A 23,399-nucleotide genomic window follows, 5' to 3' on the forward strand; every position below is an offset into this window, starting at 1 on the left:
ATGGATGTGCGACACAGCGGTGCATCGAGCCTGGTTTCGGGCCCTAGCCTGCGCGAGCAAGCGCGGCAGGTGATCCGTGCGATGATCATCACCGGGCAGATGCAACCGGATCAGCTTTATTCCGTGCCGCGGTTGGCCACCGATCTCGGCGTCTCGGCAACGCCTGTGCGCGAGGCGCTGCTCGATCTTGCGCGCGAAGGCCTGCTCGAGCCGGTCAGAAATCGCGGCTTCCGCGTCGTCTCGCTCTCGTCAAACGAGCTCAACGATATCTTCGCAATTCGCGTGCTGCTCGAGGTGCCGAGCGTCGCCGACATCGCGCGGGCCGGCCTGTCGCCGGCGCAACTGGAGTCATTGCGTGGGCTTGCGGCGGCCACGAAGCGCGCGGCCGATGCCGGCAACGTCATCGAGTTCCTGGAGACTGACCGCAAATTTCATGTCGGGCTGATTGCAACGCTCGGCAACAAGCCGCTGGCGGATCTCGTCGAAACGCTGCGCGACCGCGTTCGGCTTCACGGCTTTAAGAATGACTCGATCGGCGGCTACATCAAGCAGTCGGCAGCCGAACATTTTCAGCTACTCGATCTGATTTCGAAGCGAGACGAGGCCGGCGCCGTTGCGCTGATGCGGCACCATCTCGAAAGATCTCGTCACGTCTGGGGTGAAGGCCACAACGTCGCGCGGCCCTGAAATTCGCGTAAGCAGTCTTTGTCTTTGACGTCGAGCCATGACCGCGTTTCAGATCTTGGGCCGCCGGTCGCCGCCCGAAATTTCCGCCGTCACCAGCTCGCCGATCCGCTGCGCCGCCTTGGCAAGCGCGATCGAATAGGCGCACGACGCTGCAGCAAACGAGGTCATCATTTCGAGGGGGGCTTCGTACGGCTCGGTGAGCCACGGGATCAGCAGATGCCTCGCCTCGTAGCGTAGATAGCAGTCATGGTCACAGTACTGCCGCTGCGTCGATACGGCCTTCAGATAGCCTGATACGAGCGGTCGCGAGCACTCGGCACAGGTCGGACTGTCGAGGGGTGTCCTATGATTGACCAATATGAATTTCATGACGGTGGCCGATCACTTTCAATATGCCAGCCTTTCACGACGCCTCTTCACGAGGCCTTGGCCTGACTTTCTGCAGGCTTCCCGGGGTCGTCGGACTTGAGCGCGTAACACGCCTCTCCGCAGTAACAGAGCCGCGTCCGGATGTCCCGCAAATAACCGCCCTCGCCGATTGGTCCACCGCAAAGCCCACAGAAACTTTGCCGGAACGGCGTCCTGCCATTGACCAACACGAATTTCATGTGACGCCTCCCAAGGCGAAGCAATAGACCGTATCGGATGATTTCGAGGTCCGGAGCGGAGGCGCGCCGCACGTTCAACATGCCGGCTCCCTGTCCGAAGATCTCGAGCGCCAGGAACTCCCTGCTTGATCTGCTCTTCCGTCCTCAGGCAACGCGAAATCGCCATAACCAACGGCTGTCATTCTCCCGGCGGAGCCTGAAATGCTCGACGCACTTTCTCGAACAGAGGGCAGTGCGGCAGCGATAGTGGCGAATGAGGCCGAACTCTCCGTCGCAAACGGCGCAACGTGCAATTCGGTTAGGCCGGTGTTGCCGGTAGGGTTGATCGTCCTTGTTTGACATATCGGTCTCCTCAAGGTCTTGCACGGGCCGTAGTCGCACATCGCACAAAGGTGCAGTGCGGCTTGGGAATCGTAGTGGTCTGCCAGATCGCGCGGTGTGCAGGGACACCGGGCGCACAGTTTCACTTGCATGAGCCGCCTCCCGGGGCAGCGTGCTCGGTCACAGCTGCATGCAGGCCGGGCTTGCTAATCCGGTTCCGGCCTTTGCCGCCGCGATTGCGAGCCAAGCCCGTTGGGCCGGTCTTGATGGCCATTTGGACCGCTGCAATCGGCTGTTCCCGATTGGCCCGAACACTAGGGCGGTCGGAGGCGATTGTTCAATTGTACGGAGGTAATCGCGCGATATCGAAAGGGTTGGGAGAGTTATACGGAGGTATAGGCCCAGGGCCGACTCGGCGTGCGCCCACTTCCGTCTAACGACTGAGGCGATGTCCGAACGAACTGCCGCATTTTTGCGCAAAATGCTCTAATCTATCCGCCGCACAGGGACGGTTTGCGAATGACGCCAAACCAGACCAGGAACGTTGCAGGTTCAGCCGCGCAGTTCTTCCTCGGCGGTCTTGCGCTGGCACTGGTAACCTTGGCTTGCTTTGTGCTGCGCGCCGACCTCGCCACAACCGCCTTCGCCGATCTGGTCGTGATCATGCTGTTCTCGCTGATCGGCAGCTTCGCGGCCGCGGTGCTACTTTGCTTCCTGTCGGCGGCGAGCCTGGTCTATCTCTTTGCTCCGCCGATCCTGAGCCTCGCAACCCACGATCCGCAAGATCTCGTCGTGGTGACCGCCTTCTGCGTGGCCGGGATGATCGTGGCCTGGCTGACCGGAAATGCCCGCCAGGAAAAGGAGGCTGCGCTCGAGGCCGAGGCGCGCCTCAGGCGCAGCCAGGTTGAATTGCGCGAAAGCGAGAAGGAATGGCGGGAGGTTTTCGAGCACAACCCGGTCATGTATTTCATGGTCGACGCGGACGGCACCGTCCTGAATGTCAATACGTTTGGTGCCGCGCAGCTCGGCTATACGGTTGCGGAGCTGGTAGGCCAGCCGGTGCTCAACGTCTTTCGCGAGGAAGACCGCGCGTTCATGCGCAAATGCGTTGCGGTCTGCCTGGAAACGATCGGCCAGTCACACACCTGGGAAATCCAGAAGATCAGGAAAGACGGCTCGTTCCTGTGGGTGCGCGAGAATGCCAAGGCGATGCGGCGCGCCGGCGGCAAGCTCATTATTCTGGTTGCCTGCGAAGATGTCACCGAACGGAGGCAAACCGAAGACGCCTTGCAGCAGAGCGAGGCCTATCTCGCTCATGCGCAAGCGTTGAGCCACACCGGCAGCTTCGGCTGGCGGGTCGACACCGGCGAGATCATCTGGACAGCGGAGACATTTCGGATCTTTGGATGCGATCCCGCGACCAGACCAACGCTTCAGCTGGTTGTCGAGCGCACGCATCCGGACGATCGTGCCGCCGTGCAAAGCACCGTCGATCAGGCGGCACGCGACCAGAAGGATTTCGAGCACGAGTACCGGCTTCTCATGCCTGACGGCTCGGTGAAGCATGTGCATGCCCTGGCGCGCGCGACGATCAACGCGTCCGACAGCCTTGAGTTCGTCGGGGCAGTGACCGATGTCACGGCCGCCAGGCTGTCGGAAGAGCGGCTGCGCCGCAGCGAAGCCTACCTGGAGGAAGCCCAGCATTTGAGCCACACCGGCAGCTGGTCCTGGGATGTCCACCGCGACGACTTCGTCTATCGCTCGGCCGAAGTCTATCGGCTGTTCGGCTTCGACCCGGAACACGGCGCATCGGCGAAAGAGATCCAGTCGCGTATTCCCGCGGAAGACCTGCAAATGCTTGGCGAGGTGGTGCGACAGGCGGTGCGGGCGAGGCAAGGAAAGTTCGAATTCGATTTTCGAATCGTGCTGCCCGGCGGCGCGACAAGGCGCATTCATTCCGTGGCGCACCCCCTCCTCGACAGTGATGGCAAGGTCAGTGAAATCCTGGGCACGCATATGGATGTGACCGAACAACACGCGGCGAGGGAAAGGCTGGAAAAGGCCTTTCTGGCGCTGCGCGAGAGCGAGCAGCGCTTCCGCGATTATGCCGAGACGGCGTCTGACTGGCTGTGGGAGACCGGGCCGAACCACCGGATCACGCATTTCTCCGAGCATACCAGCGCGGCCGGCATTCCGGAGTCCGCCGCGGCCGGCGCGCAGCGCTGGGAAATTGCCGCCGACCTCGAATCCGAACCTGAGAAATGGACGCAGCATCGGGCGACACTCGAAGCGCATCTGCCCTTCCGCGATCTGGTGTACCGCACCGAAAACCGCAAGGGATCCCCGATCTACGTCCGTACCAGCGGCAAACCCGTCTTTGACGCCAACGGAGATTTTCTCGGCTATCGCGGCGTCAGCACCGACATCACCGCAAGCATTCGTGCCGACCAGGCCGAACAGGCGCTGCGCAAAGCACAGGCCGAGCTTGCCCATGTGACGCGCGTGACGACGCTCGGCGAACTGACCGCCTCCATCGCACACGAGATCAACCAGCCCCTCGCGGCCGTGATCGCCAACGCCGAGGCGTGCATGAGCTGGCTCGACCGCAATCCTGCCGATCTCGATGCGGCGCGGCGCTCGGTGGAGTGGATTGTCGAAGATGGCAACCGGGCGAGCGAGGTGATCAGGCACGTTCGCGCGCTTGCGAAAAAGACCGACATCGAAAAGGCATCGCTCGACATCAACAATGTCGCAAGCGACGCCATGGCGCTGGTGCAGCGCGAACTTTCGAGCCACGAAGTCGTGCTGAAGCTGCAACTCGCGCCCGATCTGCCCCGGATTTTCGGTGATCGGATCCAGCTCCAGCAAGTGATCATCAATCTGGCGATGAACGCGGTGGAAGCCATGGAATCGGTAGCAGATCGACCGCGCGAACTGACGATCCAGTCGGGCCGGCACGGCGTCGACAGGGTTTTTCTGACCGTCGCCGACAACGGCGTCGGAATCGCCGATGCGGACGCGGAACGCATGTTCACGCCGTTCTACACCACCAAATCCAGCGGCATGGGCATGGGACTTTCCATCTGCCGCTCAATCGTGGAAGCTCACGAGGGACGCCTGTCGGCTTCCCGCAACGAGGGTAGCGGCGCGAACTTCCAATTCGTCCTGCCGGCGCACGGAGGGGACACGGTGTGACCGAGCGACCCGGATCTCCGCGCGAGCTTGCGAGCGGCAAGGAAGTCAAGGAGCCGATCGTCTTCGTTATCGACGACGACCCCTCCATGCGCCGGGCCCTCACCAATCTCATTCAATCGGTAGGACTTGAGGTCGAGGCGTTCGGTTCGGCCGCCGAATTGTTGAAAGGCAAGCTGCCCGATGTGGCGAGCTGCCTGGTGCTCGATATCCGCCTTCCGGGATTGAGCGGACTCGATCTGCAGGCTGAATTCGCCAGGGCGAACATTCTCATCCCCATTATTTTCATCACCGGACACGGCGATATTCCGATGACCGTGCGGGCGATGAAAGGCGGTGCGGTCGATTTCCTCACCAAGCCGTTTCGCGATCAGGACCTGCTCGATGCCGTGGTTAGTGCGATCGACAAGGATCGCAGGCGGCGGGAATCCGACAATGCGATCGCGGGCCTGCAGGCGCTATTCGACACCTTGAGCAGTCGCGAACGCGAGGTGCTGGGCTTCGTTGCCGCCGGCCTGATGAACAAGCAGATCGCGGCAGAGCTGGACCTTGCCGAGATTACCGTCAAGATCTATCGCGGGCATATCATGAAGAAGATGAAGGCGAAGTCGCTGGCGGATTTGATCAGAATGACCGAAGCGCTCGGAATCCGTCCCACCAAGCCTTCGAGCGAGCCCGCCGGGCCGCGCTAATGCAAAGGCGGATACGGGCGCTCCAAGAAAGATCATGCGCAACAACGGCCTGCAGCGCCACTGCGCTTCGATCGAAGCGTTTCGCGCACCAGCCCTACAAACCTAAGTATGATTTTACAATTTCGGCGCGTAAGCCCACCCTTCCGACGGGCCGGCAAAGCTTTGGCAAGCCTTCCCGCCTCAGGAGGGTCGTCTTGCCCGCGCCTTCGGTCATTTCGGTCATTGACGATGACGCCTCGATCCGGGTTGCGACCAACAATCTCCTGAGATCGCGCGGCTATATCGTCCATACCTTTGCTTCTGCTGAGGAGTTTCTGCGCTCGCCGCATCTCAATGAAACATCATGCGTCATTGCGGACGTGCAGATGTCGGCGATGAGCGGTCTGGACCTGCTGGGGGCGATGCGCGCCAACGGCCATGATGCACCCTTCATCTTCATCACGGCCTTCCCCGATGAAAACCTGCGCGCGAGGGCGGCTAAGGCCGGAGCCATCTGCTTTCTGGCAAAGCCCTTCGCCGTTCCGAACCTGATCAGGTGCCTCGAGACCGCCCTGGAAGCAGGCCGCGACGAAGCAGGGAAATGAGATCGCCCCCTCGCCTCAACGCGAAGACAACGAACGCGCTCGCGTTCGCGTTGCCGGATTTGCGACCGGTGGTCGCGGTCAGGAGCCGCCAAGGTCTCGTTGCTGAGCCGGACTCAGCCCAGCACCGAAAGAGCGCGGTTCGCGCGGGACCAGCCGCCCCACGGGTTCGCGGGCGATCCTGGTGCGCAATTCCGCGAGATCGATGAAGACGTCAGCCTGACGACGCAGCTCGTCGGCGATCATCGGCGGCTGGCTCGAGATGGTCGAAACGACCGTCACGCGAACGCCGCGGCGCTGCACTGCTTCGACCAGCGGGCGAAAGTCGCCGTCACCGGAAAACAGCACTATCTGGTCGACATGCGCGGCGACGTCCATGGCATCGACGGCGAGTTCGATATCCATGCTGCCCTTCAATTTGCGGCGGCCGCTGGCGTCGATGTACTCCTTGGTCGCCTTGGTGACGACGGTATAGCCGTTGTAGTCGAGCCAATCGATCAGCGGACGGACGGAGGAATACTCCTGATCCTCGATGATCGCCGTGTAATAGAATGCGCGCAGCAGCATGCCGCGGTCCTGAAATTCCTTGAGCAGTCGTCTGTAATCGATATCGAAGCCGAGCGTCTTGGCCGTCGCATAGAGATTGGCGCCATCGATGAACAGCGCGATGTTGGAGGAAACCGTCATTGTGCCAACAACCTCTCGCGGAGACATTCGGAGATCAAGGCAGGCAGCCGGATCCTCCAAACTGGACGCACGCCTGCCGGCGCCGCGACTATTCCATCGCCTGCAATCAGTTTTGCAATTGGGCAGCGAGGGTAGAATGCGCGGGTTTGCAGCTCAATTGTACCGAGGTTAGCGCCCGATATGGAAAAGTATGCGAGAGCTATACGAACGTTTAGGGCAGGACAGGTTCTGGTCGGATGAACTCATGCGCCGTCGCCTCCGGGCGTTCAGCCGAGCATCCTGGGCGCGCTGGGCGGGTGACAGCGCACGGTCCGCGTTTCGCTCACCGAAATTGGCGGGGCCGGCGCTCCCCGGTGACGGAGACCACAGGAGCAGAGCCTGCCCGGAAACTTGACATTCCAGCCGGAGCGGCGCAGATCTTTTTTTCGAAGATTATTCGACTTTCGGTGACCCATGAATTTCGCGCTGCCCGATGAGCTCGTCATTTGGCAAAATCGCGTGCGGGAATTCGTCCGGACGCAACTGCAGCCGCATGATGCGTCCATCGAGCAAACCGGCCTGGTGCCCGAAAGTGCGATGGCTGGCCTCCGCAGCATGGGTCTGTTCGGCACGAACACGCCGAGAGAGCATGGCGGCCTCGGGCTCTCCATGTTGGGCAGTTGTCTCGCCATCGAAGAGCTCGCAAAGGCGCACGCCGCCTTCTATTATCTCTGCGGCGTCAACGTCCACATCGGCTCGAAGGCCATCGAATTCCATGCGCGCCCGGAAATTCGCGACAGATGGCTGCCGGATCTCGCCAGGGGGCGGGTGATCGCCGCATTTGCGCTAACGGAGCCCGAGGCCGGGTCCGATGCGGCGCGGATCACAACGCGCGTCCGGCGCGATGGTGCGAATTACATCTTGAACGGAAGGAAGACCTACATCACCAACGCGCCGGTCGCCGGCGTGCTCACGGTCTTTGCCACCCATGATGCCTCTGCCGGCGCCAAAGGCATCTCCGCCTTTGCAATCGATGCGAGGACGGCGGGCCTGCGCATCGGACGCGCGATCGAGATGGCCGCCGGCCGGGGCAGCGCCCACGCCGAGGTGATCTTCGAGGATTGCCGCGTGCCGCGGAGTTGCCTGCTCGGCGAGGAAGGCGCGGGCTTCGGCATCGCGATGCGATGTCTCGATGCGGGAAGGACACATTGGGGCGCCTATTGCGTCGGCGCCGCGTCGCAGCTTCTGAGCCATGCGCTCGAGCACGTTTCGCGACGCGAAACGTTCGGCCGCAGGCTGCGCGATCACCAAGGCATCGAATGGACGATTGCCGACATGGCGGCCTCGCTTCATGCCGCGCGCCTCGTCGCCTATGAAGCGGCCTGGCGCTACGATCGGGGCGATGCCGCGGAGCGCACTGCGGCGGCGGCCCTGTCGAAATATACCGGCGCCGAAATGGTCCAGCGCGTGGCTGATACCACGCTTCAATTGTTCGGCGGCTCGGGCTACTCGAAAGACCTTCCGATCGAACGCATCTGGCGCGAGACGCGCGTGGTGCGCATTCTCGACGGTACGTCGGAGATGATGCGGCAGATCATCGCCCGCAATGCGTTCAGGACTTTTGATCGCAAGAACGCGCCGAACTGATCGCCAGGGTAACTTGATCTTTCCGGACGCGCGAAGCGGCATCGAGGGAGACTGGACGGGTGGCAGGAACGACCGTGAAATTGAAACAGCAGCGGAGCCGCGATCGCCGGCAGCAGATCCTCTCCGCTGCGACAAAGCTGTTCGGCGCGAAAGGCATCGACCGGACATCGCTGACCGAGATCGCAAGTCACGCAAAGGTGCCCTTGTCCAGCCTTTACGACTATTTCGAAGACAAGCAGGCGCTCGTGATCGAGGTGCCCGAGGACAACTTCGCAGCTCTCTATGAGAAGGCCGAGCCGCTGTTGCTCAAGGCCGGCCCCGATCCCGTCGTACAGCTCAAGATCACCTATCTATCGAACTTCGAATACATCAGAGAGAACCCGGGCTGGGGACGCGTCTTCTTTCTGGAAATCTGGCCGAGTGTCATCGCGGCCGAGCCGAGGATCAGGAGATCCGTTGACAAGTACGCCCTGCGCTACGTGCAGCTGATCAAGCAGGCCATTCGATCCGGCGCATACCAGAAGAACCTCGATCCGTACCTTGCGATGTCGCTATTGATGGGCGGCATGTGCCACGTGACAGCCGTCTGGCTGCTCTATGGCCGGAAATACGACCTCATGAAGAAGGGAAAAGCGATGTTCGCGACGTTGCACGAGGGGTTTCTCAGGACGTAACGGCGCTCCACAGACGTGAGGCAGAGAAGAACGCCTCGGCCTGAGCGAGCGCGCTCGGCGAGGTGAGCATCACGGCGTCACGGCGTAATCTTGCCGTCGAGGATGGCAATCCGAAATGGCTTCACCTCGATGCTCTGCCACACCTTCTCCGCAACGTAGGGCTCACGGGCGAGCCACGCATCGAGATGGTCACGAGTTGGAAAGTCTGCAAAGATCACGGATCCGATCATGTCGCCGGCGTCGTCGAGTATGGCGCCGGCCGCGCGCAACTCGCCGCACTCAACCATCGGCCCGATGCCCGCAAAGTGCGCCGGGCGCACCGCCTGGCGACGGGCCTTGGCGTCTTTGTCCGTACCATCATAGGCCAGCACGAGAAATTGCATCACGAAGCTCCTTTCACCCCGCCCGCTCCGGCCTTGCCTGGCAGGATCATTCGCCCGTCACGTGGATCGCTCGCACGATGGACAAGCTCATAGTGCCGGGCAAAGGAGTCGTAGTCCGACAAAAGCTCTTCCGCACGGGGTTCGATTTTGGCGAGCTCTATGTTGCTTCCGGCAAACTGCCTGATATCGTCAAGCGAATCCCAATAGGTCACGGCAAGAAACTCGACCTTGTTGTCGACGGTTCGGCGCAACAGCTCGGCGCCGCGATGTCCGCGCATCCCCTGAAGCGACGGGAACACCGTCTCGGCGATATGCTTGACATAGTCGGGCGCCGCTTGCGCGCCGGCCCGACCGCACCACAATCGTGCGATCATTGCTACTGCACTCCCTCAAACTGCTCCTCACGGGCGAGCTGACGCGAAATCACCAGCCGCTGGATTTCGGAAGATCCCTCATAGATCGAGCAAACGCGAACATCGCGATAGATACGCTCGACCGGAAAGTCGTTGAGATAGCCATAGCCGCCGTGGACCTGGATCGCGGCGGAGCAGATTCTTTCCGCGGCTTGCGAGGCGAACAGCTTCGCCATCGAGGCCGCCTTCAGGCAGGGCTCACCGGCGTCCTTCAGGGCGGCCGCCCGCAGCACCATAAGCTCCGCGGCCTGGAGCGAGGTCGCCATATCGGCCAGACGGAACGCAATCGCCTGGTGCTCGATGATCGCCTTGCCGAAGGTCTTGCGCTGCTTCGCGTAGGCCAGTGCGCAGTCGTAGGCTGCGCGCGCCATGCCGACCGATTGCGCGGCAACGCCGATGCGCCCGGCCTCCAGGCTCGCGAGTGCGATCTTCAGTCCCCGCCCCTCCTCACCGAGCATCTGCTCGGGATGCACCTCGCAATCCTCGAAGACGACGTGGCAATGATCGGAGCCGCGCTGGCCCATGGTGTGTTCGACGCGCGCGACCTTGTAGCCGGGCGAGCTCGTCGGCACGACAAAGGCCGAGAGCCCCTTTTTTCCAGCTTCCGGATCGGTCACAGCGAACACAATGGCGAGGTCGGCACTCTTGCCCGACGTGATGAATTGCTTGGACCCATTAAGGACGAAAACGTTGCCCCGACGACGGGCGCGCGTCTTGATCGCGGCCGCGTCGGATCCCGCGTCCGGCTCGGTCAGACAAAACGCGCCCAATCGTTCGCCTTTGGCCAACGGACGCAAATAGCGTTTGTTCTGGTCTTCGTTGCCGTAGTTGAGGAGCGCCAGAGAGACCAGCGAATTGTGTACCTGGAACGCGGTTGATACTGCGCCGTCGGCCGCGGCGATTTCCATCACGGCCAGCGCATAGGAGACGTAGTCGAGCCCGGAACCGCCGTGCTCCTCCGGCACGACCATGCCCATCATGCCGAGCTCGGCCATCTTGCCAAACGCCTCGCGCGGGAACCGCGGCGCGCGATCGCGCTCGGCGGCGCCCGGGGCAAGCTCCTTTTGCGCAAACTGGCGCGCCATTTGCCGCACCCGGCGTTGTCCTTCGGTGAGCATCGTGATCTCCGGCTCCGTTTGAACCGGACTTATGGCGTCGTCGCGCCGGGCGTATTGGCAAAAATTGCGATTGGAACAGGACAACAAGATAGTTGACTTCGGCAAGTATTTGCTGGACCCTCGGACGAGAGCACCGGTTTAGGCCCGATGTGAGCATTGTCTTTAAGGGTTCGCCATGGCCCGCCACGATCCCCGCAATACCGCGCGCTACTGGAATGACCTGGCGACGCCCGGCCTGTCCTTGATGTGCGCCGCGTTCACCACGCAGGAATTCGCGCCTCATGTTCATGAGGGCTTCGTGGTCGCCGCAACCGAATCCGGCGGCGCCGAGATCAAGAGCCGCGGCGTGGTCGGCCGCGCCCAAACCTCCAAATTGTTCGTCTTCAATCCCGGCGAGCCTCATTCGGGCTGGATGGGCCGCAGCCACGAATGGCGCTATCGCGCATTCTATGTCCCAAGGAGCACGATCGATGATCTCACCCGCGGGCTCGGCACCAGCCGACCCGGCTATTTCTGCCGCAACGAGTTCGGCGACGAGGACCTGATCCGCTGGTTCCTGCGCTTGCATGGCGAACTCGAACGAGGCACCGACCGCCTTCGGACGCGCGAGCTCTTTCTGGACGCGTTCGCGACCCTGTTCCAGCGCCACGCCGATGGCAGTCCGCCGCCACTGGCGGCCCCGAAGGATCGGACGTTGCTGGCGGCCGTCGATGCGATCATGCAGGACCGCTATCACGACCATCTTTCACTTGATGACCTGGCGGGGCAGGTCGGGCTGACGCCGTTTCAACTGATCGGGTTGTTCAAGCGGACGGTCTCATTGACGCCGCACGCTTATTTGACCCAGATTCGCCTCGCTCGTGCCTGCGGTCATCTCGCGAGAGGCGAGACGATCGCACATACGGCGATCGTATGCGGCTTCTATGATCAGGCGGCGTTCACTCATCATTTCAAGCGCTGCTACGGCATCACGCCGCGGCAATACGCCCGGGCCGCAGGCTGACATGGCAAGGACGCAATTTTTTCCAATATCTTGGGCGAACGGCACCCGAGATAAGCGCAATCGAAGATGAACAGGCTCAAGGTGAACATCGCATGTCGCGGCTCTTCTACCATGAAAATCCGGAAACGCTCTCTCTCGAGACCGACATCATCAAGGCGGAGCCGGGTCGGTTGATGCTGGCGGAATCGCCGTTCTTTCCGGGCGGCGGAGGCCAATTGCCGGACAAGGGTCTCATTCGCTGGAACGGCGGCGAAGCGACCGTCACCGGCTTCGAACCCTATGGCGGGCGGATCTGGATATTGCTGGCCGATGCGGTGGAGCTATCGGGCCGCGTGCAAGCCGTGGCCGATCCGGATTTTCGCCAGATGATGCGCGAGCTTCACACCGACACGCACCTCCTGAACGCCTTCGTCTATCAGCAGTTCAACGGCGCGCTCGTCACCGGCGTGCAGATGAATCCCGACGGCACGGCCCGCATGGACTTTGATCTGCCGGATGCCGACAACGAGCGCCTTCGTGCGCTCGATGGCCCGATCAACGATGCGATCCGCCAGGATCTCGCAGTCGGCGACAGTTACATGCCGATGGACGACGCCATCGATGAACCCGGCCTGATCAGGACGCGAAGCGTTGCGCCGCCTCCGACATCGGACGGCAAGATCCGCATTGTCGAAATTGCAGGGCTCGACCGGCAAGCCTGCGGCGGCACCCACCTCGCCTCAACCGGACACTCGCGCCTGGTGCGCGTGTTGAAGATCGACAACAAGGGCCGCCACAATCGCCGTGTGAAGATCGGGCTCGTTGGGCTGGCGCCCGGCACCTGATTGCGACGGCAACTGGCCGCGGCCAGCGATCAGCCAGGCGGCGATGAATGGTGCAAACTTGCCGAACTTCGTGCCGGCGCCGTTATGGGCGAAAAGACATTCCGGTCGATCGCACCGACGTGGGTGAGGACTCATGACGGCACCGCGGCACTCGCGACAACCCGCGAAAGGAAATCGCTTGCCGCCTTTAGCTCGCTGATGGCGATCCATTCGTCCGGCTGGTGGGCCTGGGCGATCGAGCCAGGTCCCATGATCACTGTTGGAATGTCGGCCGCCTGGAAATATCCGGCATCCGTCCCAAACGGCACGGATGCCAACGCGACGGCGGACCCGGTCAAGCCTTCGATGAAACGCTCCGCTGCGTTCTTCGGCTGCCAGCACAGCGGAAGAACGGTCCCAACGCGCTCCATCACGATATCGGCGTCGGCGATGCTCGCTTTCATCTCGCTCCGGAGATGATCCACAAATTGCTCCACACGCGCGCAGATCGCGCGCCCGTCAATCTCGGGGATCGGCCGGAACTCCCAGGTCAATGTACAATTCGGCGCGAGTGTATTGAGCGACGTGCCGCCCTCGATCGTTCCGACATTCAGCGTCGTATAAGGCGGCTCGACGCCCGAGCTGCTGCACTTCCCCTTAAGCTCGGCGGCAAGCTCGAAAAGAAACGACATGAAACGATGCGCGTGGTCGATGGCATTCATTCCCGCCAGGGGATTGCTCGAATGTGCCGCCCGGCCGCGGAAGGATGTGCGCAGCACAAAAGCTCCCTTATGGACGCTGACGACCTTCATCTCGGTTGGCTCGCCCACGATCGCGAGCAAAGGACGCGGAAAATGCTGCAAGAGCTCCGCAACCAGCTCCGGCACCCCAACGCAGCCAAGCTCCTCGTCATAGGACAGCGCGAGAAGGATCGGACGCCGCAAGCGATCCGGCGCAACGGCGATCATCTGTTCAAGACAGCAAGCGATGAAGCCTTTCATGTCGGCTGTCCCGCGGCCGTACAAGCGGCCGCTCTCCTCGCGCAGGCTGAAGGGATCGCTGCTCCAGCTCTGTCCCGCAACGCCAACGACGTCGGAGTGACCGGAAAGAACAATCCCGCCCTCCTCGTCAGGCCCCATCGCGCAAATCAGGTTCGCTTTCGCTCCACTGCCGCCGGGGGCAATGCGGATCCGGCGCCCCGGCCGGTCCAGCATGTCGGCGACGAACTGGACAAAAGATAGATTGGAGAATTGCGCCGAGGTGTCGAACGCAATCAACTCCTTCAAGATCGATCGCGAGTCCATGTGACGCCACTCACGCTGCTGCAGCCGCGGAGCGGGATTGCAGTTTGCGCTCGACCAACCGGTCGGCGGCGACGTTCGTCGCGACATTTTCCGCATCGGCAATTCGATAGATCGATGTGAGTGTGCCGCGGATGTTGCGGACGCGCCGTTCGGTTTCCTCGCGGTCCCGTCCCAGGCGCTCCATCGCAAGCTGAATCATGCCGCCGGCATTGATCACATAGTCGGGCGCGTAAAGGATTCCGCGGGACCGCAGTGCATCGCCATGATGCAGCTCTTCCAATTGATTGTTGGCGCCGCCGGCAACGACCCTGACGCGCAGTCGTTCGATGCTGCGGTCGTTGATCACGCCGCCGAGTGCGCAAGGCGCGTAGATATCGGCGGGGGTATCGATCACCGCATCGGGATGAACGGCTTCCGCGCCGAATGCATCCACGCATCTGTCGACAACCTCGCGCCTGATATCCGAAACCAGGAGCGTCGCGCCGGCGCCCGCGAGCAAGCGGCAAAGATTGAACCCGACATTGCCTAACCCCTGCACCAGGACGCGCGCGCCGGGCAGATTGCTATGGCCCCAGGCATGACTGGCGCTCGCTTCGATGCCGACGAAGCAGCCGAGCGCCGTGCGCGGCGACGGGTCGCCGCTGCCACCTTGCTCTTCCGGCATGCCCATCACATACGGCGTGGCCCGTCTGATTTCCACCATGTCGGCAGCGGTCGTGCCGACATCCTCGCCGGTAATGTACCGCCCGCCGAGCCCATCGATGAACCGGCCCAACGCGCGCAACAGTTCGGGAGACTTCTGCGTGGACGGATCGGCCATGACGACCGCCTTGCCGCCGCCAAACGGGACATCGGCCGCCGCCGCCTTGTAGGCCATTCCGCGCGACAGACGCAGACCATCGCGCAATGCGCTGGTATCATCGGCATATGGCAGGATGCGGCAGCCGCCGATGGCCGGACCAAGCACCGTGCTGTGAACGGCAATGATCCCGCGCAATCCGCAGGCAGGATCGGAAACGAAGACGACTTCCTCATGGGAGTCGAACGCATCACAGGAAAACACCATTTGATCTCCGCCGAGGCTTTATTTTGACGGGTGTACTCTGACCGTGGCCAAAACCTAGCGGCACCCGCGGCGACGATATTGTAGAAATTTGCAAACTTGCGCGTGGCGGATCGTCGACACACTCGCGCTCTCTCAACTTCTTACAATACGGCCGCAAGCCTATCGACGATCCTGCCGAGGACGACGCAGGAGCACGCGAATGGATCTGGGAATCGCCGGCCGGAAGGCGCTCGTTTGCGGCGCCTCACAGGGGCTCGGCTATGCCTGCGCCTTGGCGCTGGCCCAGGAAGGTGTGAACGTCACGCTGTTGTCGCGCCGGCCGGCGGCGCTTCACGAAGCTGCCGGCCGGATTGAAAAGGAGACCCGACGTCGACCCGACCTCATCGCATGTGACCTTGCAGCAGCCGACGGTTTGAAGTCGGCGCTGGCCGGGACCGCGGCAATGGACATTCTGGTGACGAACGCCGGCGGCCCGCCAAGCAGGGATTTTCGTGAGCTGTCTTTTGAGGATTGGGATCGCGCCATTCGTACCAATCTTCTCTCAAGCGTCGAGCTGATCCGGTCCAGCGTTGACGGCATGATCGCCCGCGGCTTCGGCCGGATCGTCAACATCACGTCGATGACGGTCCGAATGCCGGTGGAGAACCTTGATCTCTCGACCGCTACACGGCTGGCGCTCACGGGCTATGTCGCAGGCGTGTCCCGCCAGATCGCCAGACACAACGTGACCATCAACAACCTGCTCCCGGGCACGGTGCTGACTGAGCGCATCAAGGAGCTCGGTGAAACGGCCGCACGGCTGATCGCCAGGGTCCCGGCCGGCCGCGGTGGGCTTCCGGAAGAGTTCGGCGCCGCATGCGCTTTTCTTTGCAGCAAGAGCGCATCCTACCTCACCGGCCAGAATCTGCTCGTGGACGGCGGGCTATGCCAGTTCACCTTATAAAAACACGCCCTTGTTGGCCGGCTTACTCCAAGGCTTTGCGCGCATTCTCCGGAGCCAGAAGCACGCCGATCAGAGCCAGAGCAGCGATGACTTCAAAATACAGGATCACCGGAGTGAAGCTCGCTCCCGATCCCATCAGCGCGGTACCGATCAGCGGGGCCAATCCGCCCCCGAGGACAATACCCAACTGCTTGCCGAGCGAGCTGCCACTGGCACGAACTCTGGTCGGGAACAGTTCAGCAGTGAATGCCGCTTCCGGCGCAAACATCAGAGCATGAATCAAGCCGAGTGAGACGACGAAACCGCCCATGATTGCCATCGCATTCCTGGTCAGGACAATCTGGAAGAATATCGGATACCAAATGGCAGCCAGCACGATCCCAAGAATGATGAACGGTCGACGGCCAAGCTTGTCGCTGAACCCTGCGATCAAGGGAACGGCGCACATTTCGATGATGTTGGCGACGGTTGTACCGGATGTGATCGAGGACGGCGCCATGCGCAATGCCTTGATGGCATAGCCAAGGACGAAGATGGTGCTCATGTAGAAGAATGAGCTGTGCACCATGTTCACCAGGCATCCCTGCAGGACGGGCTTTTTCCAGGACCTCATAATGGCAATCAGAGGCGCTCGCTCATCTTCGGCTTTGGCTCGGGCGGAGAGAAACAGCGCGGATTCGTCCACTTGAGCGCGCATATATGTGCCAATCACGACGAGCAGCAGGCTCAAGAGGAATGGCACTCGCCAGACCCAGTTCGCAAACGCTTCGCGCGAGGAGGTGGCGCCCAGAAGAGCGATGAGCCCTGAGGCAGCAATCACGCCGACCGGGCCAGCGGCATTAATCCAGGACGCGAAGAAACCTCGCCGCATCGAAGGTGCATTCTCCAGCGTCAGGGACACCGCGTTCATGTATTCTCCGCCAAACGCAAAGCCCTGGATGAACCGAAGGACCACGAGACCAACAGGAGCCCAAAGCCCGATCGAGTCATAGCTGGGCAGGCACCCTATGAAGAAGCTGGCGATGCCCATCAGGAGGAACGTCGCGATCAGCGTCGACTTGCGTCCCAAGCGATCCCCGTAGTGACCGAACACAATTCCCCCGAGCGGGCGGGCCACGAAGCCAACGGCGAAGGTTGCGTAGACCGCGAGCGTACTCGCGACGGAATCCATCTTCGGAAAGAAAAAAGCGGTCGAACACTACCGGTGCCGTAAAGGCGTATACAAAGAAATCGTATTGTTCGATCGCCGAACCAAGCGACGAGGCGATGGCCAATCGTCTGAAAGACGGCGACGAGCTTGTCGCGCCGGATTGCTCGGGCATCGAGAACCGCTCGGCGGCAGTCATTTTTCGCCTCCCATCTTTGCTACACACGGTGCCTTGTTCTGGACCACGCGCCGCCAGCAACCTGCAACTCATCCGCTGCGGGATTGGTCTTGCCCAACGTCGAACGGTGCGACCCTCATGGCGAGGAACTCCGCAGACCAATCATGCTGCCGCCGGCGGTTCGGCGGCGACCTCGGCATGGATCCTGAGAATCTGCTCGACAAGTTCGGGTTTGCGGGCGCGCGCAAAGCCGCACTCGGTCGCTACTCCGAACTCCGGCACGTATTTGCGCGCAAGCTCAATTCGCCGCCGCGCGCCTTCCACGCCATCGGCGGCATGGATCAGTCCGAGGAAGAGCCGCGTTGTCGGGGCGAGCTTGAAGTCCCGCATCGGCGCAAAGAACTCGTCGCTCGCCCGCGGCAACGGCACCGGCAGGTGAATGTAGGCGATGTCGTGCGCAACGGTGGCGGCTATGCTGTTGGCGATCTCGACGAGGTAGCGTGCCGTGACGGGATCAAAGAAGTGCTTCCCGCCGAAATCGCCGTAGCAGAGGTGAAAGCCCAGTTCGACGTCCCGTGGAATCGTGGCGCAGATCCGTCCGAACCTAGCGGCGATCTCGGCTTTCGAGGCGTTGACGAGCGGAAACTGATCCTGGGGCTGTCCGTCCCACAGAATCATGTCGTGGCACACGTCCCATTGGATGCAAAGGTCCTGGTGGGGAATATGCCGGCAGATCGCGTCGACCTCGCGCAGCATCGCCGCTTCATAGGCCGGCTCGATCTCGGCTATATCGCGCGCCGTGCAGAACGCGTAAATCACGCTCATCGGCGTCGGCAGGCAGACCTGAAACCGGGCGCGGGGCTGGATATCGCCGCGCCCGCGGCAAGCCAGGAAGTCTTGATACGAAGCGCGCGCCTCTCGCGCGTAGCCAAGTTCTCCAAAGCGAACCTCACCCGGCTTCACGTCGTCGGCGAGACACAGCAGCGGCAGGCCCGAGGTCTTTCTCGTCGCACCGCTCGGATCGGGTCGAAGAAAGGGGCTTGCCCTGAGCAACGGATACTGAAAGCTGACCCATAGTCGGCGCGGTCCCGGTTCACCGTCGGGAATGCGATCAAGCCGCCGGCCGAGCATGCGCCCAAGCCGGCAAAACACCTCGTCCGCGCTATCCAGGCCCACGCTGCCGACAAGATGAACGTGATCGCACTGCGTCATCCTCTCCCCCCAGGACAGGCTTGATCGTTGCCGAATGCCCCAAATCCCGCGCGCAACTTGACGGGGGTTTTTCTATTGTTGTCAAATAAGCAAACTGACGTATTCCATAGGTTTTGCAAATGGACCTCGAACTCAGGCAGCTCCGCTATCTTGCGACCATCGCCCAGTGCGGATCTTTCAGCCGCGCCGCTCAGGTCCTGAAATTGTCTCAGCCGACGCTTTCCAACAGCATCGCGCAGCTGGAAAGGCAAATCGGCAGGCGTGTCCTCGAACGAGGCCGCGCCGGCGCCAGGCTAACCGAGGCAGGTGAAATACTTTCGTGCCGTGCCATTCAGGTCGAAGCCATCGTGGCGCGCGCCTGGGAAGAAATGCAGCACGCCAAATCGTCCGCCGTCGGGCCGGTTGCCGTCGGCGTCACCCCGGTCGCGGCAGCAGAGCTCGTCCCGCGCGCCCTGGCGCAGCTGAAAAAGGAGACCCCGGCGGCAGCAGCCCTTGTGCGGGAGACAACGCACCCCGAGGGCATCGCCGGCCTGCGGAGCGGCGAACTGGACTTGCTCGTCGGTCCGATCAGTGTCTATCCGCCGACCGACGACATAAGCGAAGAGCGGCTCGCCATGGATCCCTTCTGCGTCGTGGTCCGCGCCGGCCATATGTTGTCCGCGATGCAAAGAACCTCCCTCCGCCGCCTCCAGGAGGCCGAATGGGTCTTGCCCAGCGAAGACAGCGCTTACCACCGCCAGCTCGAGTCGTTGTTCACGGCAGCCGGCATGACGTGGCCCTTGCGCTCGATCCGAACCAATTCAATGACCGCCATGAAGTCGATCGTGATTCACGGCGACGGCATCGCGTTGATGCCAAGGCAGCTCGTCACGCTCGAACGACGCGCCGGCCTGCTGCATGCCATCAGGCTGGACGGAGCCGGTACTCGCCGGGCGCTCGGGTTAAGTCGCCTGGTAGACCGCGAGTTATCACCGTTGGCGAGGCGATTTGTTCAAATCATCCGACAAGTCGCAGGCTGACCGAACCTGCGGCAGTAGCTCAACCCCTGCTGCACGAGGCCAAGTACTCGGCATCGTCGAGATCACTGCCGCCGGGCCGTCACTTGACCCGCAGTTGCTCCTGATGTGCCTTCACCAGTTCGTGCATGCTGTTGAACCGGAAGTCCACATGGGGCATCTCGCCCGGGTGCATGGTCGCACCAAAACCCTGCTTGGCGTGCCGGCGATAGATCCAGCACGATTTCAGGCCGTGATCGTTTGCGGGCTTGTGGTCGTGAAACATGCTTTCGGCCGTGTGAAGGATCTTCTCCTTCCTCACGCCGATTGCTTCGAGCTTCTCGATCATGTAGTCGAAGTTGCGGGGTGACGGCTTGTATGATCCGATGTCTTCCGCAGTGTAGATCGCATCAAACTCCACCTGCAGCCTACGATTGCTCGCATGGAAGGTCTCGTTGTCCACGTTGGAAAGGATGACGAGCTTGAAATATTTCTTGAGATACTGGAGCGCGCCCGGAGAATCTTCGAACGCCGGCCAATTTCCGACGGACCGACCGTATTCGACGCAATCCTCGTGGGTCGCGTGGATGCCCCACTCCTCAGCGAGACGTTTGTAGACGATCGGTAGCAGGTCCCGATATCGCGTTGCCGGTGTGTAGCGCTGCTGGCTGGACTCATGACGCGCGTGCGCCTCGAGGATCTGGTCGCGGGTGAGCGGCCGCCGCGCCCGATCGGTGAGGCTCTTGAGCGCCTCGACCATCCCGCTCTCCCAGTCGATCAGGGTGCCGTAGCAATCAAAGGTTAGCGCGTCAAAGTCCGTGAGCAGCATGTCGATTTCTCCTCGCTTGCGGATCAGTCTATGCACGGTCGATGGCAGTGTTGCAGCGTTTTAGTCGACTAACCCGCAGAGTCGGCCTGTTTTGCGCCGTCCATCGGCACAATCTGCTGCCTGGGCCGCTCAAAGCAGGAAACTGTCTCAGCGAAGCGAACGGCCGAACATTGCAGCATCGATTTCTTCGAGAGCTCCGGCCTACTGTCGAGAGTGGCATGCAGCGGGCTCTCTGGACTGCTCCAAATATTGATTCCGGAGGACGTCACGTTCCGCCAATGCGGCCCGAAAGCAACGGCATCTCAAATTCCTCACGTCCTTATCCACTCGATGATCTTTGGCCAAACCTCGGCATGGGCCTGCCGCCCGACCAGCACGCCAAGATGTTGCAGACAGACGCCATTCTCGCCGGGATGCTCGATAATACGGAACTGGTCGGACCCCAGGGCCTCGGCGATCGGACTGAGCGAATCCAGCGGCGCCACTCTATCCGCCGTGTTGACCACTGCGAGAGTGGGAGATGCGAGGTTCGCCGCTCCGATGATCCGCTCTCCGACCTGCAAGATTCCGCGGCAAAAGCGATTCTCCCGATACAGCCGGTCGACGATCTCGCTGACCAGTCTCCCCGGGAGCGCCACTTCATCGAGCGCCCACCGCTCGATGCGAGCATGAATATCCATGGCACTATCATCGGCAGCAGAAAGAGCCGCATCCGCCAGTCTCGACCAGATAAACGTTTCGGGAGAGGCCATCGCACTCACCTGGGACAGCATCGATCCCGGATACGGCTTTGAATCCGAAACGGGGGCCGGAACGAGCGCGACAAGGGCGTCTCGAAAGCTGCTTCCGTTGGCTCGGAAGCAGATAGGCGATGCCAGCAACACCAGGCCTGCAACGAAATCCGGCACCGTGGCCGCAGCAATGGCAGCGAGTGTTCCACCGAGCGAATGGCCCATGAGAACCGGCTTCTCATGGTGTGATCTGCTTTCGACCGTCTCCAGCGCATGAGCGATCGCTTCGACATGGTCGGCAATCCCGATGTTGCAGGTCGCGTCCGAGGCCGGCAGCCATTCCAGCATAAAGACCCGCAAGCCCGACCTCAGGCATTCACGGATTACGCTGACACGCGGCGTGAGATCCCAGACATAAGCCCGCTTGATCGGCGCCGGCACGATGAGCACCGGACGGCCTTCGTCCGAGGAGCCATAGGCGCGCAAGCGCCAGAATGAGCCCGACTCAATGATCCGATGTGGGCTCTCGATCGCTCCATAGCCCAACGCGGCGAGTGCATCACCCTGCATACAGCGTAAGGCATCGATCAGGCTGAACTGATGATACCCAAACGTCCCTGCAACGTCCGATGCTGAATCCATTGGAACACTCGACGCATGACGCCGGATCGATAATAGTCAATGCTGGCTCGATGCTCAAACTCCGTCGGCCGGGTTGCATTGGATCACCAATGCGCGCCGGTCGGACTTCTGAGGCGTACGAATACTTCCAGGGAATGGTCTTCGCGCTCAGGAGATCGCCGATCGAGGTCATGGGTGACCGGCGGACGAGGGCGTCGGCTCGTCAGCTTCATGCACTATGATCTCGGATATTTCGACCTGGAGCAGCGAACCCTGCAACCACTCGACAACCCGTCCGGCACGAGGTTGTCACCCATGTCTTAGGTACGCTCTGTTACCGATGTCTCCGGGCTGAACACTGCGCGCTTGGTAGCGGGGGAGGGACTCGAACCCCCGACCCCAGGATTATGATTCCCGTGCTCTAACCAGCTGAGCTACCCCGCCAAGGCATGCGGCGCCGACATCATTGTATTATGCGGCGGCGCGAATGCGCGGGATATAGGGAATCGGGCTTGCCCCTGTCAAGCAAGCAGAAATGGCCTCACTTCGGCCGTACCGAGGGGTCGCCGCCGGGGCTGCCTGGCGGAGGGATGACCGGCATTTTGCCGCCTTCGGGCGTCGGTGCACGGATTTCCGGATCGATGCCGGACGGCGGGCACAAGGTGCCATCCGATTTCGCGAGCTTGTCGCCCAACTGGTCGTTGGATTGACCGACGGTGGCGCCGTTCGGCGCGATCGTGCCGCGCGGCGTCATCGGCGCGCAATTCGTCGGCTGACTCGGCGCGGGCGGCGCGGTCTGGGCCGGCGGGGTCGCGGGCGACGCCGGCGCCTGCGCGTGTGCGGCAGCACCGGATATCGCGATGCAAGAAGCGAGAGCGAGTGATCTCATCCGCATGGGCTGAGAACGGCTATCGCGCGCGGAAGTTCCGGGAACCGCACTCAGGATTTGCGGTAGCGGATCAGCGAGAAATGCCCCATCGGCGGCATCGGCCGCCGTTCCGCAAGCGTCACGCCGCCATGCTTCGCAGCCCATTTGACCAACCGCTCCCAGGGAAACTCAGGCCGCCAGCCAAGCCGGCGCGCGAGCGGCGCGAAGGCAAGCTCGAAAAGGCGGCGCGGACCGCTCTCGGCACCAATGTGATTGACCAGGATCAATTCGCCGCCGGGCTTGAGCACGCGCACGAAATCGTCCAGCGTCGCCTCAGGGTCCGGCACCACGGTGATGACATATTGCGCCACCACCGCATCGAAGCACTCATCCTTGAACGCGAGATTCTTGGCGTCCATCACCGCGAGCGTCTCGACATTGGTGAGCTTCTCGGCGCGCACGCGGCTCTGCGCCTTGCGCAGCATCGGCTCGGAAATATCGACGCCGCAGATTTTTGTCGAGCGCGAATAATCCGACAGCGAAAGCCCGGTGCCGACGCCGACATCGAGGACACGTCCACCGATGCGGTCGGCTTCCGCGATCGTCGATTGGCGGCCCTGATCGAACACCTTGCCGAAGATGAGGTCGTAGACCGGCGCCCAGCGCCCATACGCCTTTTCGACCCCTTCGCGGTCGATATCCCCCATGCCCCCGCGC

The 23,399-nt window shown here is 61.9% G+C and carries 23 protein-coding genes and 1 tRNA gene; 10 read left to right on the top strand and 14 right to left on the bottom strand.

Annotated elements, in window-relative coordinates; genetic code table 11:
- Entirely contained in the window at positions 1–687 is a 687-nt protein-coding gene (locus VKR55_RS12225) for a GntR family transcriptional regulator (RefSeq protein ID WP_324403263.1), read from the top strand.
- A 48-nt stretch (positions 688–735) separates the two neighbouring features.
- Here the strand turns inward: VKR55_RS12225 and VKR55_RS12230 are convergent, their stop codons facing one another.
- Entirely contained in the window at positions 736–1,056 is a 321-nt protein-coding gene (locus VKR55_RS12230) for a hypothetical protein (RefSeq protein ID WP_324403265.1), read from the bottom strand.
- A gap of 1,079 nt (positions 1,057–2,135) precedes the next feature.
- Between VKR55_RS12230 and VKR55_RS12235 the strand changes: the two genes are divergently transcribed.
- The 3 genes from VKR55_RS12235 to VKR55_RS12245 all read left to right on the top strand — a co-directional run bounded on the left by VKR55_RS12235 (position 2,136) and on the right by VKR55_RS12245 (position 6,084).
- A complete protein-coding gene (locus tag VKR55_RS12235; protein WP_324403268.1) occupies positions 2,136–4,811 on the top strand; it encodes a PAS domain S-box protein in 2,676 nt (891 codons plus the stop codon).
- A complete protein-coding gene (locus VKR55_RS12240; RefSeq protein WP_324403269.1) occupies positions 4,808–5,500 on the top strand; it encodes a response regulator transcription factor in 693 nt (230 codons plus the stop codon). Before VKR55_RS12235 ends, VKR55_RS12240 begins: the two co-directional genes overlap by 4 nt.
- A 194-nt stretch (positions 5,501–5,694) precedes the next feature.
- Complete coding sequence (locus VKR55_RS12245; RefSeq protein WP_324403271.1) at positions 5,695–6,084, top strand: response regulator transcription factor; 390 nt, start codon at positions 5,695–5,697, stop codon at positions 6,082–6,084.
- A 78-nt stretch (positions 6,085–6,162) separates the two neighbouring features.
- On the opposite strand, the gene VKR55_RS12250 is transcribed toward VKR55_RS12245, so the two are convergent.
- Complete coding sequence (locus VKR55_RS12250) at positions 6,163–6,768, bottom strand: LabA-like NYN domain-containing protein (RefSeq protein ID WP_324403274.1); 606 nt, start codon at positions 6,766–6,768, stop codon at positions 6,163–6,165.
- Between the two features lie 453 nt (positions 6,769–7,221).
- Between VKR55_RS12250 and VKR55_RS12255 the strand changes: the two genes are divergently transcribed.
- Together VKR55_RS12255 and VKR55_RS12260 are read left to right on the top strand one after the other, a co-directional pair.
- Positions 7,222–8,394: an acyl-CoA dehydrogenase family protein gene (locus VKR55_RS12255; protein ID WP_324403276.1), complete on the top strand. Its 1,173-nt coding sequence runs from the start codon at positions 7,222–7,224 to the stop codon at positions 8,392–8,394.
- 59 nt (positions 8,395–8,453) lie between these two features.
- Positions 8,454–9,068: a TetR/AcrR family transcriptional regulator gene (locus VKR55_RS12260; RefSeq protein WP_324403279.1), complete on the top strand. Its 615-nt coding sequence runs from the start codon at positions 8,454–8,456 to the stop codon at positions 9,066–9,068.
- 77 nt (positions 9,069–9,145) lie between these two features.
- Here the strand turns inward: VKR55_RS12260 and VKR55_RS12265 are convergent, their stop codons facing one another.
- Genes VKR55_RS12265 through VKR55_RS12275 form a run of 3 tightly spaced genes read right to left on the bottom strand, consistent with a single transcriptional unit; the run spans position 9,146 to position 10,982 of the window.
- Positions 9,146–9,451: a YciI family protein gene (locus tag VKR55_RS12265; protein WP_324403281.1), complete on the bottom strand. Its 306-nt coding sequence runs from the start codon at positions 9,449–9,451 to the stop codon at positions 9,146–9,148.
- Positions 9,451–9,825: an antibiotic biosynthesis monooxygenase family protein gene (locus VKR55_RS12270; protein ID WP_324403283.1), complete on the bottom strand. Its 375-nt coding sequence runs from the start codon at positions 9,823–9,825 to the stop codon at positions 9,451–9,453. Before VKR55_RS12270 ends, VKR55_RS12265 begins: the two co-directional genes overlap by 1 nt.
- Positions 9,826–9,827: 2 nt before the next feature.
- A complete protein-coding gene (locus VKR55_RS12275; RefSeq protein ID WP_324403285.1) occupies positions 9,828–10,982 on the bottom strand; it encodes an acyl-CoA dehydrogenase family protein in 1,155 nt (384 codons plus the stop codon).
- A gap of 175 nt (positions 10,983–11,157) precedes the next feature.
- Here VKR55_RS12275 and VKR55_RS12280 point away from each other — a divergent pair, with 175 nt between their 5' ends.
- Entirely contained in the window at positions 11,158–11,985 is an 828-nt protein-coding gene (locus VKR55_RS12280) for an AraC family transcriptional regulator (RefSeq protein WP_324403287.1), read from the top strand.
- A 92-nt stretch (positions 11,986–12,077) separates the two neighbouring features.
- Positions 12,078–12,809, top strand: coding sequence for an alanyl-tRNA editing protein (locus VKR55_RS12285; RefSeq protein WP_324403290.1), 732 nt, complete (start codon positions 12,078–12,080; stop codon positions 12,807–12,809).
- A gap of 131 nt (positions 12,810–12,940) precedes the next feature.
- On the opposite strand, the gene argE is transcribed toward VKR55_RS12285, so the two are convergent.
- Together argE and VKR55_RS12295 are read right to left on the bottom strand one after the other, a co-directional pair.
- Entirely contained in the window at positions 12,941–14,092 is a 1,152-nt protein-coding gene (gene argE, locus VKR55_RS12290; RefSeq protein WP_324403292.1) for an acetylornithine deacetylase, read from the bottom strand.
- 10 nt (positions 14,093–14,102) lie between these two features.
- Positions 14,103–15,158 carry a Glu/Leu/Phe/Val family dehydrogenase gene (locus VKR55_RS12295; protein WP_324403294.1) on the bottom strand — a complete coding sequence of 352 codons (1,056 nt, stop codon included), beginning with the start codon at positions 15,156–15,158 and terminating at the stop codon, positions 14,103–14,105.
- Positions 15,159–15,357: 199 nt separating this feature from the next.
- Between VKR55_RS12295 and VKR55_RS12300 the strand changes: the two genes are divergently transcribed.
- The gene (locus VKR55_RS12300) at positions 15,358–16,101 is read left to right on the top strand and encodes an SDR family oxidoreductase (RefSeq protein ID WP_324403296.1); all 744 of its coding nucleotides are present in this window, start codon (positions 15,358–15,360) and stop codon (positions 16,099–16,101) included.
- 22 nt (positions 16,102–16,123) lie between these two features.
- Here the strand turns inward: VKR55_RS12300 and VKR55_RS12305 are convergent, their stop codons facing one another.
- Positions 16,124–17,272, bottom strand: a complete 1,149-nt coding sequence (locus tag VKR55_RS12305; RefSeq protein ID WP_324403298.1) for an MFS transporter — start codon at positions 17,270–17,272, stop codon at positions 16,124–16,126.
- A gap of 316 nt (positions 17,273–17,588) precedes the next feature.
- Positions 17,589–18,638, bottom strand: coding sequence for a uroporphyrinogen decarboxylase/cobalamine-independent methonine synthase family protein (locus tag VKR55_RS12310; protein ID WP_324403300.1), 1,050 nt, complete (start codon positions 18,636–18,638; stop codon positions 17,589–17,591).
- 119 nt (positions 18,639–18,757) lie between these two features.
- On the opposite strand from VKR55_RS12310, the gene VKR55_RS12315 reads away from it, so the two are divergent.
- Positions 18,758–19,657, top strand: coding sequence for a LysR family transcriptional regulator (locus VKR55_RS12315; RefSeq protein ID WP_324403302.1), 900 nt, complete (start codon positions 18,758–18,760; stop codon positions 19,655–19,657).
- Positions 19,658–19,736: 79 nt separating this feature from the next.
- Here the strand turns inward: VKR55_RS12315 and VKR55_RS12320 are convergent, their stop codons facing one another.
- From VKR55_RS12320 to VKR55_RS12340, 5 genes are all read right to left on the bottom strand, one after another.
- On the bottom strand, positions 19,737–20,462 hold the full coding sequence (locus VKR55_RS12320; RefSeq protein ID WP_324403304.1) for a haloacid dehalogenase type II: 726 nt from the start codon (positions 20,460–20,462) through the stop codon (positions 19,737–19,739).
- 311 nt (positions 20,463–20,773) lie between these two features.
- A complete protein-coding gene (locus tag VKR55_RS12325) occupies positions 20,774–21,835 on the bottom strand; it encodes an alpha/beta fold hydrolase (RefSeq protein ID WP_324403306.1) in 1,062 nt (353 codons plus the stop codon).
- 346 nt (positions 21,836–22,181) lie between these two features.
- A tRNA-Met gene (locus tag VKR55_RS12330) sits at positions 22,182–22,258 on the bottom strand.
- Positions 22,259–22,355: 97 nt separating this feature from the next.
- Positions 22,356–22,703: a hypothetical protein gene (locus VKR55_RS12335; protein ID WP_414642347.1), complete on the bottom strand. Its 348-nt coding sequence runs from the start codon at positions 22,701–22,703 to the stop codon at positions 22,356–22,358.
- A gap of 50 nt (positions 22,704–22,753) precedes the next feature.
- Complete coding sequence (locus VKR55_RS12340; RefSeq protein WP_324403310.1) at positions 22,754–23,389, bottom strand: class I SAM-dependent methyltransferase; 636 nt, start codon at positions 23,387–23,389, stop codon at positions 22,754–22,756.
- Positions 23,390–23,399 lie beyond the last annotated feature (10 nt).

The organism is Bradyrhizobium sp. (assembly GCF_035309285.1).
GTDB lineage: Bacteria > Pseudomonadota > Alphaproteobacteria > Rhizobiales > Xanthobacteraceae > Bradyrhizobium.

What these genes read in the sequence shown, in the direction of transcription:
- VKR55_RS12340 (WP_324403310.1), bottom strand. Translation starts at nt 23,389, where the DNA reads ATGGGGGATATCGACCGCGAAGGGGTCGAAAAGGCGTATGGGCGCTGG.
- VKR55_RS12270 (WP_324403283.1), bottom strand. Translation starts at nt 9,825, where the DNA reads ATGATCGCACGATTGTGGTGCGGTCGGGCCGGCGCGCAAGCGGCGCCC.
- VKR55_RS12295 (WP_324403294.1), bottom strand. Translation starts at nt 15,158, where the DNA reads ATGGTGTTTTCCTGTGATGCGTTCGACTCCCATGAGGAAGTCGTCTTC.
- VKR55_RS12285 (WP_324403290.1), top strand. Translation starts at nt 12,078, where the DNA reads ATGTCGCGGCTCTTCTACCATGAAAATCCGGAAACGCTCTCTCTCGAG.
- argE (WP_324403292.1), bottom strand. Translation starts at nt 14,092, where the DNA reads ATGGACTCGCGATCGATCTTGAAGGAGTTGATTGCGTTCGACACCTCG.
- VKR55_RS12335 (WP_414642347.1), bottom strand. Translation starts at nt 22,703, where the DNA reads ATGAGATCACTCGCTCTCGCTTCTTGCATCGCGATATCCGGTGCTGCC.
- VKR55_RS12300 (WP_324403296.1), top strand. Translation starts at nt 15,358, where the DNA reads ATGGATCTGGGAATCGCCGGCCGGAAGGCGCTCGTTTGCGGCGCCTCA.
- VKR55_RS12315 (WP_324403302.1), top strand. Translation starts at nt 18,758, where the DNA reads ATGGACCTCGAACTCAGGCAGCTCCGCTATCTTGCGACCATCGCCCAG.
- VKR55_RS12280 (WP_324403287.1), top strand. Translation starts at nt 11,158, where the DNA reads ATGGCCCGCCACGATCCCCGCAATACCGCGCGCTACTGGAATGACCTG.
- VKR55_RS12265 (WP_324403281.1), bottom strand. Translation starts at nt 9,451, where the DNA reads ATGCAATTTCTCGTGCTGGCCTATGATGGTACGGACAAAGACGCCAAG.
- VKR55_RS12255 (WP_324403276.1), top strand. Translation starts at nt 7,222, where the DNA reads ATGAATTTCGCGCTGCCCGATGAGCTCGTCATTTGGCAAAATCGCGTG.
- VKR55_RS12305 (WP_324403298.1), bottom strand. Translation starts at nt 17,272, where the DNA reads ATGGATTCCGTCGCGAGTACGCTCGCGGTCTACGCAACCTTCGCCGTT.
- VKR55_RS12230 (WP_324403265.1), bottom strand. Translation starts at nt 1,056, where the DNA reads ATGAAATTCATATTGGTCAATCATAGGACACCCCTCGACAGTCCGACC.
- VKR55_RS12320 (WP_324403304.1), bottom strand. Translation starts at nt 20,462, where the DNA reads ATGCTGCTCACGGACTTTGACGCGCTAACCTTTGATTGCTACGGCACC.
- VKR55_RS12250 (WP_324403274.1), bottom strand. Translation starts at nt 6,768, where the DNA reads ATGACGGTTTCCTCCAACATCGCGCTGTTCATCGATGGCGCCAATCTC.
- VKR55_RS12275 (WP_324403285.1), bottom strand. Translation starts at nt 10,982, where the DNA reads ATGCTCACCGAAGGACAACGCCGGGTGCGGCAAATGGCGCGCCAGTTT.
- VKR55_RS12235 (WP_324403268.1), top strand. Translation starts at nt 2,136, where the DNA reads ATGACGCCAAACCAGACCAGGAACGTTGCAGGTTCAGCCGCGCAGTTC.
- VKR55_RS12310 (WP_324403300.1), bottom strand. Translation starts at nt 18,638, where the DNA reads ATGACGCAGTGCGATCACGTTCATCTTGTCGGCAGCGTGGGCCTGGAT.
- VKR55_RS12225 (WP_324403263.1), top strand. Translation starts at nt 1, where the DNA reads ATGGATGTGCGACACAGCGGTGCATCGAGCCTGGTTTCGGGCCCTAGC.
- VKR55_RS12325 (WP_324403306.1), bottom strand. Translation starts at nt 21,835, where the DNA reads ATGGATTCAGCATCGGACGTTGCAGGGACGTTTGGGTATCATCAGTTC.